This window comes from Syntrophotalea acetylenica (assembly GCF_001888165.1).
Taxonomy (GTDB): domain Bacteria; phylum Desulfobacterota; class Desulfuromonadia; order Desulfuromonadales; family Syntrophotaleaceae; genus Syntrophotalea; species Syntrophotalea acetylenica.
In genome coordinates this window covers 3,128,615-3,144,102 of the sequence record NZ_CP015455.1, presented here as the reverse complement: position 1 = coordinate 3,144,102, position 15,488 = coordinate 3,128,615, and the positions used below count along the sequence as shown (strand labels likewise).

General features: G+C 59.8%; 19 protein-coding genes. 14 read left to right on the top strand and 5 right to left on the bottom strand.

The features are described 5' to 3' along the window. The first annotated feature begins 62 nt into the window (after positions 1-62). The 13 genes from folK (at position 63) to A6070_RS14655 (ending at position 11,599) form a co-directional block, all read left to right on the top strand. Positions 63-557 carry a 2-amino-4-hydroxy-6-hydroxymethyldihydropteridine diphosphokinase gene (gene folK / locus A6070_RS14715; protein WP_072288044.1) on the top strand — a complete coding sequence of 165 codons (495 nt, stop codon included), beginning with the start codon at positions 63-65 and terminating at the stop codon, positions 555-557. 133 nt (positions 558-690) lie between these two features. Continuing rightward, a complete protein-coding gene (locus A6070_RS15670; protein WP_158513988.1) occupies positions 691-837 on the top strand; it encodes a YHS domain-containing protein in 147 nt (48 codons plus the stop codon). 58 nt (positions 838-895) lie between these two features. Further along, positions 896-1,543 carry a fructose-6-phosphate aldolase gene (gene fsa / locus A6070_RS14705; RefSeq protein ID WP_072286457.1) on the top strand — a complete coding sequence of 216 codons (648 nt, stop codon included), beginning with the start codon at positions 896-898 and terminating at the stop codon, positions 1,541-1,543. Between the two features lie 46 nt (positions 1,544-1,589). After that, positions 1,590-2,756, top strand: coding sequence for an ADP-forming succinate--CoA ligase subunit beta (sucC, locus tag A6070_RS14700; protein ID WP_072286456.1), 1,167 nt, complete (start codon positions 1,590-1,592; stop codon positions 2,754-2,756). Between the two features lie 12 nt (positions 2,757-2,768). After that, on the top strand, positions 2,769-3,668 hold the full coding sequence (gene sucD, locus A6070_RS14695; RefSeq protein WP_072286455.1) for a succinate--CoA ligase subunit alpha: 900 nt from the start codon (positions 2,769-2,771) through the stop codon (positions 3,666-3,668). 100 nt (positions 3,669-3,768) lie between these two features. Beyond that, complete coding sequence (gene def / locus A6070_RS14690; RefSeq protein WP_072286454.1) at positions 3,769-4,284, top strand: peptide deformylase; 516 nt, start codon at positions 3,769-3,771, stop codon at positions 4,282-4,284. After that, a complete protein-coding gene (gene fmt / locus A6070_RS14685; RefSeq protein WP_072286453.1) occupies positions 4,284-5,255 on the top strand; it encodes a methionyl-tRNA formyltransferase in 972 nt (323 codons plus the stop codon). The genes def and fmt overlap by 1 nt, the downstream gene beginning before the upstream one ends. After that, a complete protein-coding gene (locus A6070_RS14680) occupies positions 5,233-6,066 on the top strand; it encodes a DUF116 domain-containing protein (RefSeq protein WP_083558556.1) in 834 nt (277 codons plus the stop codon). The genes fmt and A6070_RS14680 overlap by 23 nt, the downstream gene beginning before the upstream one ends. A gap of 130 nt (positions 6,067-6,196) precedes the next feature. Beyond that, positions 6,197-7,036 carry a zinc metalloprotease HtpX gene (htpX, locus tag A6070_RS14675; RefSeq protein WP_072286452.1) on the top strand — a complete coding sequence of 280 codons (840 nt, stop codon included), beginning with the start codon at positions 6,197-6,199 and terminating at the stop codon, positions 7,034-7,036. 86 nt (positions 7,037-7,122) lie between these two features. Then, on the top strand, positions 7,123-8,478 hold the full coding sequence (gene rsmB / locus A6070_RS14670) for a 16S rRNA (cytosine(967)-C(5))-methyltransferase RsmB (protein WP_072286451.1): 1,356 nt from the start codon (positions 7,123-7,125) through the stop codon (positions 8,476-8,478). A 39-nt stretch (positions 8,479-8,517) separates the two neighbouring features. Then, positions 8,518-9,180: a ribulose-phosphate 3-epimerase gene (rpe, locus tag A6070_RS14665; RefSeq protein WP_072286450.1), complete on the top strand. Its 663-nt coding sequence runs from the start codon at positions 8,518-8,520 to the stop codon at positions 9,178-9,180. Next, positions 9,177-9,773, top strand: coding sequence for an NUDIX hydrolase (locus A6070_RS14660; protein WP_235605477.1), 597 nt, complete (start codon positions 9,177-9,179; stop codon positions 9,771-9,773). The genes rpe and A6070_RS14660 overlap by 4 nt, the downstream gene beginning before the upstream one ends. Next, positions 9,770-11,599, top strand: a complete 1,830-nt coding sequence (locus A6070_RS14655; protein WP_072286449.1) for a bifunctional homocysteine S-methyltransferase/methylenetetrahydrofolate reductase — start codon at positions 9,770-9,772, stop codon at positions 11,597-11,599. The genes A6070_RS14660 and A6070_RS14655 overlap by 4 nt, the downstream gene beginning before the upstream one ends. 2 nt (positions 11,600-11,601) lie before the next feature. On the opposite strand, the gene grxC is transcribed toward A6070_RS14655, so the two are convergent. After that, on the bottom strand, positions 11,602-11,874 hold the full coding sequence (grxC, locus tag A6070_RS14650; RefSeq protein WP_327191998.1) for a glutaredoxin 3: 273 nt from the start codon (positions 11,872-11,874) through the stop codon (positions 11,602-11,604). Positions 11,875-11,920: 46 nt separating this feature from the next. Between grxC and A6070_RS14645 the strand changes: the two genes are divergently transcribed. Continuing rightward, the gene (locus tag A6070_RS14645) at positions 11,921-12,316 is read left to right on the top strand and encodes a hypothetical protein (RefSeq protein ID WP_072286448.1); all 396 of its coding nucleotides are present in this window, start codon (positions 11,921-11,923) and stop codon (positions 12,314-12,316) included. A 13-nt stretch (positions 12,317-12,329) separates the two neighbouring features. Here A6070_RS14645 and modA read toward each other — a convergent pair whose 3' ends face one another. The 4 genes from modA to A6070_RS14625 form a co-directional block, all read right to left on the bottom strand. Continuing rightward, positions 12,330-13,142 carry a molybdate ABC transporter substrate-binding protein gene (modA, locus tag A6070_RS14640; protein ID WP_072286447.1) on the bottom strand — a complete coding sequence of 271 codons (813 nt, stop codon included), beginning with the start codon at positions 13,140-13,142 and terminating at the stop codon, positions 12,330-12,332. Between the two features lie 74 nt (positions 13,143-13,216). Next, the gene (locus A6070_RS14635) at positions 13,217-14,386 is read right to left on the bottom strand and encodes an aminotransferase class V-fold PLP-dependent enzyme (RefSeq protein WP_072286446.1); all 1,170 of its coding nucleotides are present in this window, start codon (positions 14,384-14,386) and stop codon (positions 13,217-13,219) included. 35 nt (positions 14,387-14,421) lie between these two features. Further along, complete coding sequence (locus A6070_RS14630) at positions 14,422-14,691, bottom strand: DUF3343 domain-containing protein (protein WP_072286445.1); 270 nt, start codon at positions 14,689-14,691, stop codon at positions 14,422-14,424. 37 nt (positions 14,692-14,728) lie between these two features. Beyond that, positions 14,729-15,475: a Rossmann-like domain-containing protein gene (locus tag A6070_RS14625; protein ID WP_072288040.1), complete on the bottom strand. Its 747-nt coding sequence runs from the start codon at positions 15,473-15,475 to the stop codon at positions 14,729-14,731. Positions 15,476-15,488: the final 13 nt, after the last annotated feature.

Sequence of the window (15,488 nt, the reverse complement as noted above, 5' to 3'; positions counted from 1 at the left end):
CGATTGACTCCCGGCGAAAGCCTGTGGTTAAATGCTCCCCTATGAACGGTTGCCGCCGATCCATTACCGCCTATCTGGCCCTGGGGTCCAACCTCGGGAATCGCCTCGCCTGTCTGCGCGGGGCGAGACGGGCGTTGCATCGGCCACCGCTGATTCGGGTCGTGGCCGCATCCCCCATCTATGAGACCGCGCCGGTCGGCGGTCCGGCAGGCCAATCCCCCTACCTTAACGCCGTTCTCCGAGTGGAAACCCTGCTTTCAGCGGCCGAACTGCTGGCTGAGGCCCTTGCCGTCGAGAAACTTTTCGGCCGACGTCGCACGGAACTCTGGGGGCCTCGCACTCTCGACGTCGATCTGTTGCTTTTCGGCGACGAAATCCACCGTCAGGCGGATCTGACGATTCCCCATCCCCGTTTGCATCAACGCGCCTTTGTGCTTGTTCCTCTCAGGGATCTGTCACCCGGCCTCCTCCACCCGCTGCTGGGGCAGACCGTGGAGGAAATGATGGCCAGATTATCTTCTCCTGCGGGCATTCGCTGTCTGCGCGATCAATGGTGAGCCGACTATGCTTCGTTTGCTGTGGCTGTTTTTTCTTTTTCTGCTATGTTATTACCTTGTTACGGCGGTATCCGGACTGTTTAAAAGCAGTACCCACCGACCCCCGCCCGCGAAAAGCCCGGAGGGAGAGGTCATGGTGCGCGATCCGCATTGCGGCACCTTTGTGCCTCGAAGCCTGGCTCTTAAAAAGGTGATCAAAGGACAAACCTACTATTTCTGCTCGCAACGGTGTCTGGAAAGTTTCGATCCTGCCGATGCTTCCGACACGTCTCAGGGATAAAAAATTACCCTTTTCCCGAATCCATCCTTGTCACCGCTAATCGCGGAAGGAGGTCCACATGAAATTTTTTATCGATACCGCCGATATCGAACAGATTAAAGCCGCCCACGACATGGGGTTGGTCGATGGCGTCACCACCAACCCTTCGTTGGTCGCCAAAACCGGCCGCAAATTTACCGATGTACTGAAGGACATAGTCGCCCTTATCGACGGCCCGATTTCCGCGGAAGTGGTTGCGACCGACGCGGAAGGCATGGTCGCCGAGGCCCGGGAATTGATCCAGTATCATCCAACCAATATCGTCATCAAGATTCCCATGACCGGAGAAGGACTCAAAGCCACCCGCGCGCTGGCCGCCGAGGGCATCCGTGTCAATATGACCCTGGTCTTCTCTCCACTGCAGGCGTTGCTGGCGGCCAAGGCCGGAGCTGCCTATGTCTCCCCCTTTGTCGGCCGCTTGGACGATGTCGGGCATGACGGCATGAGCGGGGTTGGGGAAATTCTGACCATTTTCAAAAACTACGGTTTTGAGACCGAAGTGATTGTTGCATCGGTGCGCAGTCCGCTGCATGTGCTCAGGGCCGGACTGATGGGTGCTCACATCTGCACCATCCCCTACGGGGTCATCATGCAACTCACCAAACACCCCTTGACGGATGTCGGGATTGAAAAATTCCTGGCGGACTGGAATAAATCCCAACAGTGAGGGGGCGGGTTCGTCGACCGCTTCTTCAGAGGCACCGGTTATCGTCATGAAAATGCATGAGTATCAGGCCAAGGAGCTTCTCCAGGGCTACGGCATCCCGGTGCCCCGCGCCCGTCTGGTCGATTCCGCCGATGCGGCGGCATTGGCTGCAAAAGCGCTGGGCGGGGCCTGTGTGGTCAAGGCGCAGATTTATGCCGGTGGGCGGGGCAAGGCCGGCGGGGTGGTTCGGGTGGATAGCGCCGATGCGGCGCGCGTTCTGGCTGGCCGTCTGCTGGACAGCCATCTGGTGACGTCGCAGACCGGAGAGGCGGGGTTGCCGGTCAACAGCCTGCTGGTGGAAGAGCTTGTTGCCGTGCGCCGCGAAATGTATCTCTCTGTGACCCTTGATCGCGGTGCCGGGCGTTATTGTCTTATCGCTTCCGCTGAAGGTGGCGTCGATATCGAACAACTCGCGCGCCAGTCTCCGCGGCTTGTCCGGCGCGTGGTTGTTGACCCGCTGATCGGGCTGCGCGCCTTTCATGCCCGGGATATTGCCCGGTTTCTTGGTCTGGAGGGCCGGGTGGCGGAAACCGCTACCAGCATGATCCTGTCGCTGTATCAATGTTTTCAGGACAAGGACGCTTCTTTGATAGAGATCAATCCGCTGGTGGTGACTGAAGATGAGCGCCTGCTGGCGATGGATGCCAAATTTACGGTTGACGACAGTGCCCTGTTCCGGCAGCCGGCTCTTTCCGCGCTGCGTGATGACCGGCAATTCGAGCCGCTGGAGGTGCGGGCTGCGGCTTCGGATATTGCCTACATCAAAATGGATGGCCGTATCGGATGCCTGGTAAACGGCGCGGGACTGGCCATGGCGACTCTCGATATGCTTGCCGAGTGCGGCGGGCAACCGGCCAATTTCCTCGATGTCGGGGGAGGGGCCGACCAGGGCAAGGTTGTGGAGGCCTTTCGCATATTGCTCGAAGATCCGATGGTGGCGGGTATCCTGGTCAATATTTTCGGTGGCATCATGCGTTGCGATCTGATTGCCGAAAGTCTGGTCGCCGCCGCGCAAGAGAAGGATTGTCGCCTGCCCATCGTGGTTCGCATGGCCGGGGCGCGACGGGAAGAGGGGCGTAAATTGCTCGAAGGTTCCGCATTAAACATCGTCTGGCAGGATTGTCTGGAATCGGCAGCCAGAACCATCGTCGGACGTATTGCCGCGTCTGCCTGAAGGATCGACAGCATGGCCATTCTTATCGACCGCAATGCACGTATTCTGGTCCAGGGGCTGACCGGCAGCGCCGGACGCCACCATGGTTTGTCATGTCGTGATTACGGCAGCCGGATCGTGGCTGGCGTCACGCCTGGCAAGGGAGGTTCGCAGGTGGAAGGCATTCCCGTCTTCGATACGGTTCTGGAGGCGGTGGAGCATACCGCGGCCGATGTATCGATGGTTTTTGTGCCGCCTCCGGCAGCGGCGGAGGCAATTCTGGAAGCCGCGGATGCCGGCATCCGGCTGGGGGTCTGCATAACTGAAGGGGTACCGGTTCAGGATATGGTGCTGGTCAACAGGGCACTGGCCGGTCGCCCCATGCGCCTGCTCGGTCCAAACTGCCCGGGTCTCATTACCCCCGGCCAGTGCAAGGTAGGTATTTTGCCCGCCGACATTCATCGTCCCGGGCATATCGGCGTGGTGTCTCGTAGCGGGACTCTGACCTATGAAGCGGTTCTGCAATTGAGCGAGGCGGGATTGGGTCAGTCGACCTGTGTCGGGATTGGCGGCGATCCGATTATCGGGACGTCCTTTATCGATGTTCTGGCGCTGTTCAACGATGATCCTGAAACCGCCGGCGTATTTCTCATCGGCGAAATCGGAGGGTCCGCGGAAGAAGAGGCCGCGCATTGGATCCGTTGCCACATGCAAAAGCCGGTGGCGGCTTATATTGCCGGAGTCACGGCGCCACCTGGAAAACGCATGGGTCACGCCGGTGCCATTGTTCATGGCGGATCGGGCCTGGCCCGGGACAAAATCGCGGCATTGCGTGGGGCCGGCGTGGTGGTCGCCGAGAGTCCGGCCCGCATGGCCGATGCCATGCGGCAGGCGCTGGAACCCAATGGGGGCCATCCGCGACAAGCCCCATGATGGTTGACTTTGCGTATTGCCTGCACGTATCATGAAAAGTCAACAGTGGCTCTTTTTGGCCTGGGTCCTGCCCAGGTTTATTTCATAACAGGTTGATTAAATGGCAATTTTACCTATCCGACATTATCCCGATCCGGTCTTGAAGCAAACATCGGCGCCAATCCAGAGCATCACCGAGGAAATTCGAACCCTGGTGGCGGATATGGCCGATACCATGTATGCCGCCCCCGGTGTCGGTCTTGCGGCGCCCCAGGTGGGTATCAACAAAAATCTGATCATTATCGATTGCTCTCCACAGGAAGAAAAGGATCTCATTGTCGCGATAAACCCTGAGATCATTGCGCGCGACGGCGAGAGCTTTGAAGAGGAAGGCTGTCTGTCGGTGCCCGGTTACTACGCCCGCATCGAGCGTAGTGCCAGGGTCAAGGTCCGTTATCTTGATCTCGCGGGGCAGGAGGTGGTCCGGGAAGCCTCCGGGTTGCTTGCGATCGCCTTTCAGCATGAAATCGATCACTTGCACGGCCTGCTGTTTGTGGATCACCTTTCGTCCCTGAAAAAGGGCATGTTTCGCAAAAAATACGAAAAACTCCGCCGGCAACAGGAGCACGAATTGTGATGATCGCGCCAGCGGCTATCCGTACTGTTTTCATGGGGACACCGGAGTTTGCTTTGCCGACTCTGCAGGGTCTGCTCTCCGCCGGGGTTGATCTTTGCGCCGTGTTTACCCAACCCGACCGGCCCCGGGGGCGGGGCAAACTGCTTGCTCCGCCGCCTGTCAAGGAGATGGCCGTGGCCCACGGCCTGCCGATATTCCAGCCGCAAAAGCTGCGCGATCCGGCGGTGGTCGAGACCCTTCGGTCGCTGCGCCCCGACCTGATCGTGGTGGTGGCCTATGGTCAGATCCTCCCCGCGAGCATTCTTGACATTCCGCGCTACGGCTGCATCAACGTGCATGCCTCTCTGCTGCCGCGATATCGGGGCGCCGCGCCCATCAACAAGGCGATTGTCGATGGAGAGCAGGTCACCGGCGTCACCACCATGCTTATGGATGTGGGTCTGGATACCGGCGATATGCTGGTGAAGCGTGCCACGGAAATCGGCATCGAAGAAACGGCCGGACAGTTGCATGATCGACTGGCGCTGCTGGGCCGGGAAGCCATGGCTGAGACGCTGCGGCGATTGTGCGAAGGTACCCTGCGGCCGGAGCCGCAGGATGATGCACAGAGCAGTTACGCGCCCATGATGAAAAAAGAGGATGGACGCATTGACTGGCGACATCCAGCCCGGGACATTCACAATCTGGTGCGGGGATTGAGCCCCTGGCCGGGAGCGTTTACCTCCTGGAACGGCCAGATGCTGAAGCTTGGGCGCACCCTGGCGGAAGAAGGGCCTGACGCCGAGCCGGGTACCGTGGTCGCGGCGGATGGTTGCGGGGTCTGCATAGCTTGCGGGCAGGGCGTGTTGCGGGTGCGCGAACTGCAATTAGCCGGCAAAAAAAAGTTGCCGGCAGGTGATTTTCTGCGGGGGGCCAGCCTGTCGGTCGGTACCCGCCTGGAGACCGGACATGGCTTGCCCGAAGGAAGCTGACAAGGCTTGCGGTCATGCCTGCTCGGCGGCATGCGGAAAAACCGGAGCCCCGGAAAGCGCACTGTCCCAGCAACGACCGTTTCTGATTCTTCTGGCGCTGGTCGGAGGCTTGTTCGCCTGCGGCGGATTCCTGGTCTGGTGGTTGCCAAGTATCGGGTTGTCCGCCATCCATCCCCGACTGCCTTACTGGTTTGGCCTGGCCGTCCTGACGCTGGTTGCCGTGATTGTCGGGGGATTGCTTCTTCTGGCCCTGAGCATGGTGACCGGCCGTGACCTGTTTGTTTTTCCGCAATTGCGCGGCATCGTGATTCGTTACCTGATGCCGGCGGTTATCGCTATCGGTGCGGTCATGCGGCTCGATCGCGATGCTTTGCAGCGTTGCTTCATCCACCTGAACAACCAGCTGGTGTGTTCCCGCAATCCCCGTGTGCCGGCCGACAGGGTCATGATCCTGTTGCCCCATTGCCTGCAACTTTTCGATTGCTCCATCAAGGTCACCGGCGATGTGGATAAATGCGCGCGTTGTGGCCGTTGCGACATTGGCGATCTGGCTACTCTTGCGAAGGAGCGTGGCGTAGGGCTGGCCGTGGCGACCGGCGGAACCCTGGCGCGCAAGCTGCTTATGGAAAAACGTCCCCGGCTTGTCATTGCGGTGGCCTGTGAACGCGATCTCGCTTCCGGGATTCGTGATGCCTATCCTCTGCCGGTCATCGGCGTTTTCAATACCCGCCCCGAAGGACCCTGCTTCAACACTCGCATCGATATCGAGGCTGTCCGGCAGGCGCTGGATGCGCATGTCGTCAGTGCGTAGAGATATCCGCGATGCAAGTGCTTCAGCGAATCAGGAACGCGCCTGCCTGCTTTGGTCAGGCCTTCCGGCCCTTTCGGGGGTGGTCGCGACAGGATGCAACCCAAAGAACGCCACAAAAGAGAGGTGAACCATGAATATTTTGAGGACGGTACTGCTGATGACCGTGCTCACCCTGTTGCTGGTGTGGGCAGGCGGCATGATGGGCGGCCGTGGCGGCGCATTGATCGCGCTGGTACTGGCGGCGGTCATGAACCTTGGTTCCTACTGGTTTTCCGACAAGATTGTCATTGCCATGTATCGCGGGCGCGAGGTGAACAGCGGCCCCTTGTACCATGTGGTGCAGGAGCTCTGCGTGCGCAATGGCCTGCCCATGCCGAAGGTGTACATTTTGCCCCAGGCGACGCCCAATGCGTTTGCCACCGGACGCAATCCGCAACACGCCGCCGTGGCGGCGACCGAAGGGATTCTGCAGATCCTCTCCCGGGAAGAACTGATGGGGGTCATGGCCCATGAAATGAGCCACGTGCGCCATCGGGATATTCTGATCGGATCCATTGCCGCCACCATTGCCGGGGCTATTTCCTACCTGGCCCACATGGCCCAGTGGGCTGCCCTGTTTGGGGGCTTCGGCGGGCGGGATGACGATAACGGCAATCCGCTGGGCCTGTTGCTGCTGATTATTTTTGCGCCACTGGCCGCCATGCTGGTGCAGATGGCCATTTCCCGTTCCCGTGAATACGCCGCTGATCGGGGTGGTGCGGCTTTGTGCGGTACGCCCCATTATCTTGCCAGCGCCCTGCTAAAACTGGAGATGGCCAACAGTCGCGCGCCCATGCCCAGGGTCAATGAGGCCACGGCGCATATGTTTATCGTCAATCCGCTGCGGGGTGACGGTCTGAAGTCTTTGTTCTCGACCCATCCGCCGGTGGAAGAGCGTATCCGGCGTCTTGAGAACATGGTCATGCCCTGATAAGGGCATTCTGGCGGAATTTTTATTCGGGGGCATGGCACAACATGCCCCCGCCTTGCGTCCATGTCCGGAAAGGAATACTCCTGGTGGTTCGGAAAGATCCGCGTGACATTGCCTTTGACGTGCTCGAGAGAGTACAGCATGGGGCCTTTGCCGATCTGGCGCTGGACGGTGCGCTGGAAAAGCTGCCCGACATGGACCCCCGGGACCGGGCTCTTGCAACGGAACTTGTCTACGGCGTGCTTCGCTATCAGGGGCGCCTCGATTTTGTCCTGCAGCAGGTTTGCCAAAAACCCCTGGCCAAGGTCGAAGCCGCGATACTGATTTTGCTGCGACTGGGGTGTTATCAGCTCCTTTTGCTGGAGCGGATCCCGCACCATGCGGCGGTTTTTGAAACCGTGGAAATGGCCCGACGCCTGAAACTGCACAGGGCTACCGGATTTATCAATGGCATGTTGCGGTCCGTGGTGCGTCAGGCCGGCATGTTGCCCTGGCCTGACCGACAGGCACAACCGCTGGCCTACCTGGAGTGCGTGCTTGGCCTGCCCCGTTGGCTGGCTGCTTGCTGGCTGGACAGTTACGGTGTCGAAGAGGCCTGTGCGCTGGCCGAAGCCATGCTGCAGCCCGCTCCCTGCTGCGTGCGCGCCAATACTCTGAAAATAACCCGCGATGATCTGCTCAAGGCGCTGGCGGAGGACTCATGCGAGGTGCGCCCGACCTGTTTTGCTCCGGAAGGGGTGCGTATTCTGCACGGTAACATCCGGCATCTGCCGGGGCACCGTGAAGGATTGTTCCAGTTGCAGGATGAGGCCAGCATGCTGATCAGCCACCTGCTGGATCCCCGGCCGGGGCAGCGCATTCTCGATGCCTGCGCGGCGCCGGGCGGCAAGACCACGCACATCGCCGCTTTGACGGGCAACCGCGCCACCATCGTGGCCCTCGATCTGCACGCCCGGCGGATAGAGCTGCTCATGCGCGGCGCCAGGCGTCTCGGCTGCCTGGGGATTGAAGGCCGAAGCTGGGATTTGACCCGCCCCGCCCCGTTCCTCGAACCGGAAAGTTTCGACCGGGTGCTGGTCGACGCACCCTGTAGCGGCCTCGGCGTTTTGCGCCGCAACCCCGAGATTCGCTGGCGTCGCACCGCTTCCGATATCAGAGAACTGGCTGGCCAACAAGCCGTTATCCTGGAGAATACGGCATCGCTGTTGCGGCCGGGAGGCCGACTGATTTACTCCCTCTGCACGTTCACTCCGGAGGAAACGGAAGGGGTGGTGCGGACGTTTCTTGCAAAACATCCTGATTTTGTGCGCTGCGATCTGCGCGCCACGACCCCCGCCGAATGGCATGAACTCTTCGATGACGCGGGCAGCCTGCGCACCATGCCTCATCGGCATGACGGCATGGATGCCTTCTATGCGACAGCTTTCGAAAAACGCGCCTGATCCGGCGGCGCCCTTTGTTTCCAAAACACGGAGTACATCATGATCAAAATCGCTCCTTCCATTCTGTCCGCGGATTTTTCCCGTCTGGGAGAGGAAATTGGCGCCATTGAATCCGGCGGCGCCGACTATGTGCATGTCGATGTCATGGACGGACATTTCGTCCCCAACATCACCATCGGGCCTTTGGTGGTCGAAGCGGCACGCCGGGTTACCGATTTGCCCCTGGATGTGCACCTGATGATTGAAAATCCCGACAGTTACATTCCCGCCTTTGCAAAGGCCGGCGCCGATATCATCACCGTGCATTACGAGGCCTCCACGCATCTGCACCGCACCGTGCAGCTGATTCACAGCCTCGGCAAAAAGGCCGGCGTCTCCATCAATCCCGCCACGCCGGTCAGCTGTCTTGATATTATCCTGGAGGAACTGGAACTGGTGCTGATCATGTCCGTCAATCCCGGTTTTGGCGGCCAGCAGTTCATTCCCGTATGCCTTTCAAAAATCGAGGCTTTGCGCAAGGAGATCGATCGCCGTGGCCTGCCGGTCGAGCTGGAGGTGGACGGCGGCGTCAAGCTGGACAACATCGCCCGCATCGCCGCGGCCGGTGCGGATGTGATGGTGGCGGGCAGTGCCGTGTACGGTACCGAAGACTACGCGGCCACTATTGCCGCTTTAAAGGCTGCCTGCGGGGTTGGACGGTGAAGCTGGAGCCGGAACAGGTCCGGCAAGACCTGTCACGGCATACCTGCCGCCGCGTCGATCGGGGCGTGCTGAAACCGGCGGCCGTGCTGCTCCTGTTTTATCCAAGGCAAGGCATCGATACCATTCTGTTTACCCGTCGTACCGAGCATCTGCCGCATCATGCCGGAGAAATTGCTTTTCCGGGCGGCCGCGCCCAGCCCGAGGATGCAGATCTGTGCGCCACGGCGTTGCGTGAGACGGAAGAAGAAATGGGCGTGCGCCAGGAAGATGTGACGATCCTTGGGCGTCTGGATGACTTTATTTCGGTGTACGGTTTTCATGTGGTGCCCTATGTCGGGAGCATCGCTGCCGGCTACCCTTTTACCGTCAACCATCAGGAGATTGCCGAAGTGATTGAAGTTCCTGTTGACAGGTTGTGCGATCCGCGCATTTATCACACCGAAAGCTGGGAACATCTCGGACGTCTTTACCCTGTCTGTTTCTTCAATGTGGATGGCAATCGGATCTGGGGATTGACCGGGGCGATTCTGCGTCAGTTTCTGCAGCGCACCGGGCTGTTGCCACAGGACCATCCTTGCGGAGCCCGGCCATGAAACGCGCCGCTTGCGGTTTTCTGGAGCGTCTGGAGCAGGGTGTCATTGTTGGCGATGGCGCCATGGGAACCCTGCTCTATCAGCGGGGGATTCCCCTGTCCTTTTGTTTCGAATGCCTCAATCTGCGGCAGCCGGATGTGGTGCGCCGTATTCACCGGGATTATCTGGCGGCCGGGGCCGAATTGGTGGAGACCAATACCTTCGCGGCCAACCGGCTGCGATTGGCTGCCGCCGGTCTGGAGGAGCAGACGCGACAAATCAATGCCCTTGGTGCACGACTGGCGCGGCAGGAGGCTGGTCGCCGGTTTCTGGTTGCCGGCGCCGTAGGGCCGTTGGGCAGGGCGCCGGGCGAGACCGCGGAGTTGTCACGGGAGCAGCGGGCCGCCCTGTTCCGCGAGCAGATGGAAGGGCTGGCGGAAGGTGGCGTGGATCTTCTGCTGCTGGAAACCTTTGCCAGCCTCGAAGAACTGGAACTGGCAGTTGCCGAAGCTGGCGGCACGGGTCTGCCGGTGGTGGCCCAGATGGCGTTTTTTGAGGGGGGCAAAACCCGCGAAGGGGTGACGGCCGCCGAAGTCGCCAGACGTCTGGTCGGAGCGGGTGCATCGGTGGTCGGGGCCAATTGCGGGTCGGGGCCCCGCGATGTGCTGGCGGTGCTGCGCACCATGGCGACACAGGTAAACATTCCTCTTTCCGGTTTTGCCAACAGCGGCTTTCCCGAATATGTCGACGGCCGTTACATCTATCTGGCAACCCCCGGGTATTTTGCGGCGCGAGGCCGCGAAATGGTGGAAGCCGGCGCCTGTCTGGTTGGTGGCTGCTGCGGCACGACCCCCGAGCACATACGCGCTCTGGCCGCCGCCGTGGCCGGGTTCAAACCCTCAATACGCAGGATAAAGCCGCAGGTTGCAGCAGTCGCTCCCGCAACCGTTGCAAGGGACACTCCACGGCAGGGTTTTCTGTCCGATTGGGGCAAACGCCCTCTGATCACGGTCGAGCTCGATCCCCCGCGCGGCATGGATTGCCGAAAAATTCTGGAAGGAGCCCGGCGCCTGGCGGTAGCCGGCGCCGATGCCATCAGTCTGGCGGAAAACCCTTTGGCGCGTATCCGCATGGGAAACATTGCCCTGGCCAAACGGATTCAGGATGAAATCGGCATTGAAACCATCATCCATGTGACCGGCCGGGATCGCAATCTGATCGGTCTGCACTCGGAACTCATGGGTGCGCATCTGCTTGGGCTGCGCAATGTGCTGGCGGTCACCGGAGACCCTGTGGCCGTCGGTGGAGAATCCGGCGCCAGCAATGTCTTTGACCTGAACAGTATCGGTTTGCTGGAGCTTGTGAGGGCGCTTAACAACGGGCACACTTTGGTGGGCGGGGAATTGGGGGAGCCGACCCGATTCAAAGCCGGTGCCGCTTTCAACCCCAATGTGTCGGACATGGACGCCCAGTTGCGCCGATTGGGGAAGAAAATCGCCGCCGGGGCCTGTTTTGTTCAGACGCAGCCGATCTATTCGATCCCGGTGCTTGATGCCATGCTCGATGGGATGGCGGATGTCGACATACCCGTGCTGGTAGGGATTTTGCCCCTGGTGAGTGAGCGCAATGCGGAGTTTTTGCACAACGAGGTGCCTGGCATCCGGCTGCCGGAAGAGGTTCGCCGGCGCATGCATGGCGCCAGCGGAGAAGAGGGTGTGCGCCGGGGCCTGGCCATTTCCCGGGAACTTGTCGAGGCGGGTCGCGGCCGGGTGGACGGGTTTTATCTCATGCCGCCGTTTGGCAAGGTCGACATGGCTCTGAGCCTGATCGAGGCTATCCGGGTCTGATATCAGTCTTCGAGCATCCGGTCCAGGGTTCCGCTTTGCTCAAGGGCATGAAGGCTGTCGCAGCCGCCTACCCAGGCATCTTCGATGAAGATTTCCGGAACCGTCGCATGTCCCGAGCGTTTTCGCATTTCCTGCTCCAGGAGAGGGTCGTCGGTGACATCGTATTCGATGAAGGTGATCCCTTTGCGGCGCAGCAGCTCTTTGGCTCGCTGGCAGTGGGGGCAATAGTTTTTTGTGTAGACTTCGATTTTTTTCATGGCGGCAAATTTGATCACTTGATATCCGGGTTGTCATATGCCATGCCCGCACACAGGAGAGAGCATGAAAACAGTATACCTTCTTCTGCTGTTTTTTGGGATAGCCGCTTGTGCCCCCGTCCTGCAACCACGGCCAGCCGACAGTTTCGGTGAAAACTATCAGGAATTTGCCAAGCGTCTGGTCTGGCAGGATTATGATAGTGCGGCGGGTTTCATGGCGCAGGACTACCGGCATGATTTTCAGGAAAAATTTCCTCAGCGCGGGGATATACGCATCCTGGAAATACGCCCCGAAGAGGTGCTGTTTGAAGACCCTGAGCAGCAGCGAGCCGTTTGCCTGTTGCGTATTGACTATTACCGTCTGCCATCCAACACCCTGAAAAACCTGAAAATCCGGCTGGAGTGGGAATTCCGGGAGAAGGGCTGGAAAATTGTCAGCCCCTTCCCTGACCTTCCCTGACCCGGTTCCGTTTTTACTTGTCGAGCACGGCTTGATATGGCTTGCCTTGCAGGGGGGTAAAACCGTGACGGGCAAAGATCGCAGCAGCTTCGCCTCCTTTCAGGAAGGTCATGAATACCTGCAGTGCGGCGCTGCGGGGACTGCCGAGCATTCCGGCCATGGCAAACACGATAGGCTGATGACTGGACTCGGGGGCCAGAGCTGCCACCGTGGCGTTGTTGGCCAATGGCGCATCCGAGGCAAATACCAGACCGGCATCCACATTTCCCGAGTCGACATAAGCGAGCACCTGACGGACGCTTTTACCATAGATCATCCGCGGTTCCAGGTTTTTCCAAAGTTGCTGGTGTTCGAGGGCCTGCCGGGCGTAACTGCCGGCCGGCACCATCTCCGGGAGACCGATGCTGATGCTGTGCGCATGCCTGGAAAGATCAGCGAAGCCTTTAATGACGTGTCGTTTTTCCTTGGAAACAATAAGCACCAGACGATTGCCCAGCAGGGCGCAGGAATGCCTGGCGTCGGTGTGCCCGGCATCGATAAGGGCCTGCAGATGTTGTATGCCCGGTGCCAGGAACAGATCGACCGGGGCTCCCTGTTCGATCTGCTTGCGCAAAAATCCGGAAGCGGCGAAATTGAGTTCCAGGACAACGCCCGGTTGTTTTCGCGCATAGGCTTTTTGAATGTCGAAAAGAGCATCCTTCAGGCCGACTCCGGCCGATATGTGAAGAACGGTCGGTTTGTCTTCCCGGGCAAAGCCCGGTGTGGGGATCAGGGCTGTGGCCATGATGAAAAAGGCAAGCATCCATCGCACGATTGCGCAGCGCATCAAACCTCTCCTTTAAAATTTGATCGACCAGTCGGCATGCTCGGGCATTGCCGGCTTGGCCCGGTAGCAGGCCCTTACGAACCGAGGCCTTCACGTTTGCGGACGATATTCTCCAAAGCAGCCAGCAACGCATCGATATCGCTTTCTGTATTGAACAGTCCCGGGCTGACACGGATCGTGCCACTGGGCAGCGTGCCGATGCTGCGGTGAGCATCCGGTGCGCAATGCAGGCCGGTGCGCACGCAGATAGCGTATTGTTCGTCCAGAAAAAAACCGATTTCGGCCGGGTCGCGACCGGTGATATTGAAGGACAGCACGCCGCCCGCCTGGGCGGCGGACCCGGTACCGTAAAGACAGCAACCGGGCAGGGAACGCAACCCATAGCACAGCCGCTCCAGCAAGGCCGTTTTATGCCGCAGAATTCGATCCGGACCGGTTTGTGTGACGAACGTGATGCCGGCATGCAGGCCGGCCAGTCCCGGCGTATTGATGGTACCGCTCTCCAGACGTTCGGGCAGTTCGTCCGGCATGTGCCGAGACATGGAGTTCCCTCCGGTGCCGCCGAAAATCAGCGGCTGTGGCGCAAGCTGCGGCGCTACGTAGAGGATGGCGGTGCCGGGCGGCCCTAAAAGGCCCTTATGCCCCGGAACGGCCAGCAGGTCGATGCCCATCTCATGGACATCGACAGGCAGTATTCCCGCGCTCTGTGCCGCATCGACCATGAACAGTATCCCCTCGCGACGGCACCAGGTGCCGATTTCCTCGACGGGCTGTACGGTGCCGGTGACGTTGGAACAGTGGCTCATCACGACCATGCGGGTTGGTCCTGTGCCACGGCGCGCCGCCTCGCGGATGGCGCCCGGCTCTATGCGTCCCTTCGCATCGGCCGTCACCCGCACAACCTCGATCCCGTGGGAAGCAAGGGCGTGCAGGGGGCGACTCACCGCATTGTGTTCCATGGTTGAGGTGATAACCCGGTCTCCGGGTCGCAGCGTGCCAAACAGGCCGATATTGATGGCTTCCGTGGCGTTGGCGCAAAATACCACGCGCAGGGGATCGGCGATGCCGAAAAACCGGGCGACGGTCTCCCGGGTTTCCAGCACCAGCCGCCCCGCATCCAGCGAAAGCTGGTAACTGCCGCGGCCCGGGCTGACTCCGAGATTCCGAAAGGTTGCATCGACGGCGCGGTAAACACTGTCAGGCTTGGGAAAGCTGGTTGCGGCGTTATCGAGATAAATGGCCACGTTTGTCTCCGGACAATATCAACAAGATGGTACTCTCAGGTTTCCTGCAAGGGGAAAACCTTCTGAAAAAGCCTTTTTTTCTTTCGATAGATGCGCTGCGGGGGCAGTTCCTGCCGGGCAAGCTCCGACAGGACCAAATTCTTGTCGGACATCGCAAACCGCAATGCCAGCGCGCAGCCTTCGGCCACCTCGCGCGGTGCCGGAACCAGCCGACAGGACAGCGCGGACTTGCGCAATATCTGCTCCGCTTTCAGCACCCTGGCCGGGGAATTGAACAGGGCCAGCAGTTGATCGTCATTTATCATCGGTTTGCGTCGTCCAGGTTCACACAGGCTTTTTATGTTAGTGGGCGAAAGGGCAAATGCGGTCCAGGTTCATAAGTGAAGCCACCCCGGCGATGGTGTTGCCGAAGAAAACCAGTGGCTTGCCGGCTTCCTGAAACTTTTCTATCAGATCGTTGATGCTGCCGTTCACGACGGTGGAACCGGTGGCGACACCCACGTCACAGAATTCGATCAATTTTTCCAGATCTTTTTCCCCATCCCAGACCATGACATCACAAATCTTTTTGTTGATGTTGTCCTCGTTCAGATCCACCACCCGCATCCTGACGGCGCCGAAGCCCTCCACCATGGCGTCCAGAATGGCCGGTTGCAATCCGATCATGCCGAAACGCTTGACGCCAAAACGCGCATGCAGCCGTCGGGTAAATTCCTCTCCGCAGCGAGCCGGTTCCTCATCCTTGCAGTGGATGGTGCCCTCCGCCTGCTTCAATCCGCACAGCACGGCGTTCAGGCCGGCGGTGAATACCGCCCTGCGATCGACCTGGTGCAGATCCATGGTCAGTAATTCGTCGAGGCTGCCTTGCCAGTCGCAGGGGCGATCCGTAAAGGCTTGCCCGCGAGATTCATTCCAGCAGGCTTCAATGACCCGCTCTTTGCCCTTTTTAATGACAAAATTCGGATCGGCCTTGGCGCCAATGGCCTCGTCGGGGGTCAGTACCCGAACGGTTACGGTGCTGTCGCGTTCCAGTCGCGCGGCATCGCACAGGCTTGTCAATTTGGTCTGCGCTTGTTGCAAAAGACTCATTCTGCTGTTCCTT

Bases quoted from the DNA above. Each gene is read 5' to 3' on its own strand.
- def (WP_072286454.1), top strand. From the start codon at position 3,769: ATGGCAATTTTACCTATCCGACATTATCCCGATCCGGTCTTGAAGCAA.
- A6070_RS14655 (WP_072286449.1), top strand. From the start codon at position 9,770: ATGAAACGCGCCGCTTGCGGTTTTCTGGAGCGTCTGGAGCAGGGTGTC.
- htpX (WP_072286452.1), top strand. From the start codon at position 6,197: ATGAATATTTTGAGGACGGTACTGCTGATGACCGTGCTCACCCTGTTG.
- sucC (WP_072286456.1), top strand. From the start codon at position 1,590: ATGAAAATGCATGAGTATCAGGCCAAGGAGCTTCTCCAGGGCTACGGC.
- A6070_RS14625 (WP_072288040.1), bottom strand. From the start codon at position 15,475: ATGAGTCTTTTGCAACAAGCGCAGACCAAATTGACAAGCCTGTGCGAT.
- A6070_RS14630 (WP_072286445.1), bottom strand. From the start codon at position 14,691: ATGATAAATGACGATCAACTGCTGGCCCTGTTCAATTCCCCGGCCAGG.
- A6070_RS14680 (WP_083558556.1), top strand. From the start codon at position 5,233: ATGGCTTGCCCGAAGGAAGCTGACAAGGCTTGCGGTCATGCCTGCTCG.
- fsa (WP_072286457.1), top strand. From the start codon at position 896: ATGAAATTTTTTATCGATACCGCCGATATCGAACAGATTAAAGCCGCC.
- A6070_RS15670 (WP_158513988.1), top strand. From the start codon at position 691: ATGGTGCGCGATCCGCATTGCGGCACCTTTGTGCCTCGAAGCCTGGCT.
- sucD (WP_072286455.1), top strand. From the start codon at position 2,769: ATGGCCATTCTTATCGACCGCAATGCACGTATTCTGGTCCAGGGGCTG.
- A6070_RS14645 (WP_072286448.1), top strand. From the start codon at position 11,921: ATGAAAACAGTATACCTTCTTCTGCTGTTTTTTGGGATAGCCGCTTGT.
- fmt (WP_072286453.1), top strand. From the start codon at position 4,284: ATGATCGCGCCAGCGGCTATCCGTACTGTTTTCATGGGGACACCGGAG.
- modA (WP_072286447.1), bottom strand. From the start codon at position 13,142: ATGCGCTGCGCAATCGTGCGATGGATGCTTGCCTTTTTCATCATGGCC.
- rpe (WP_072286450.1), top strand. From the start codon at position 8,518: ATGATCAAAATCGCTCCTTCCATTCTGTCCGCGGATTTTTCCCGTCTG.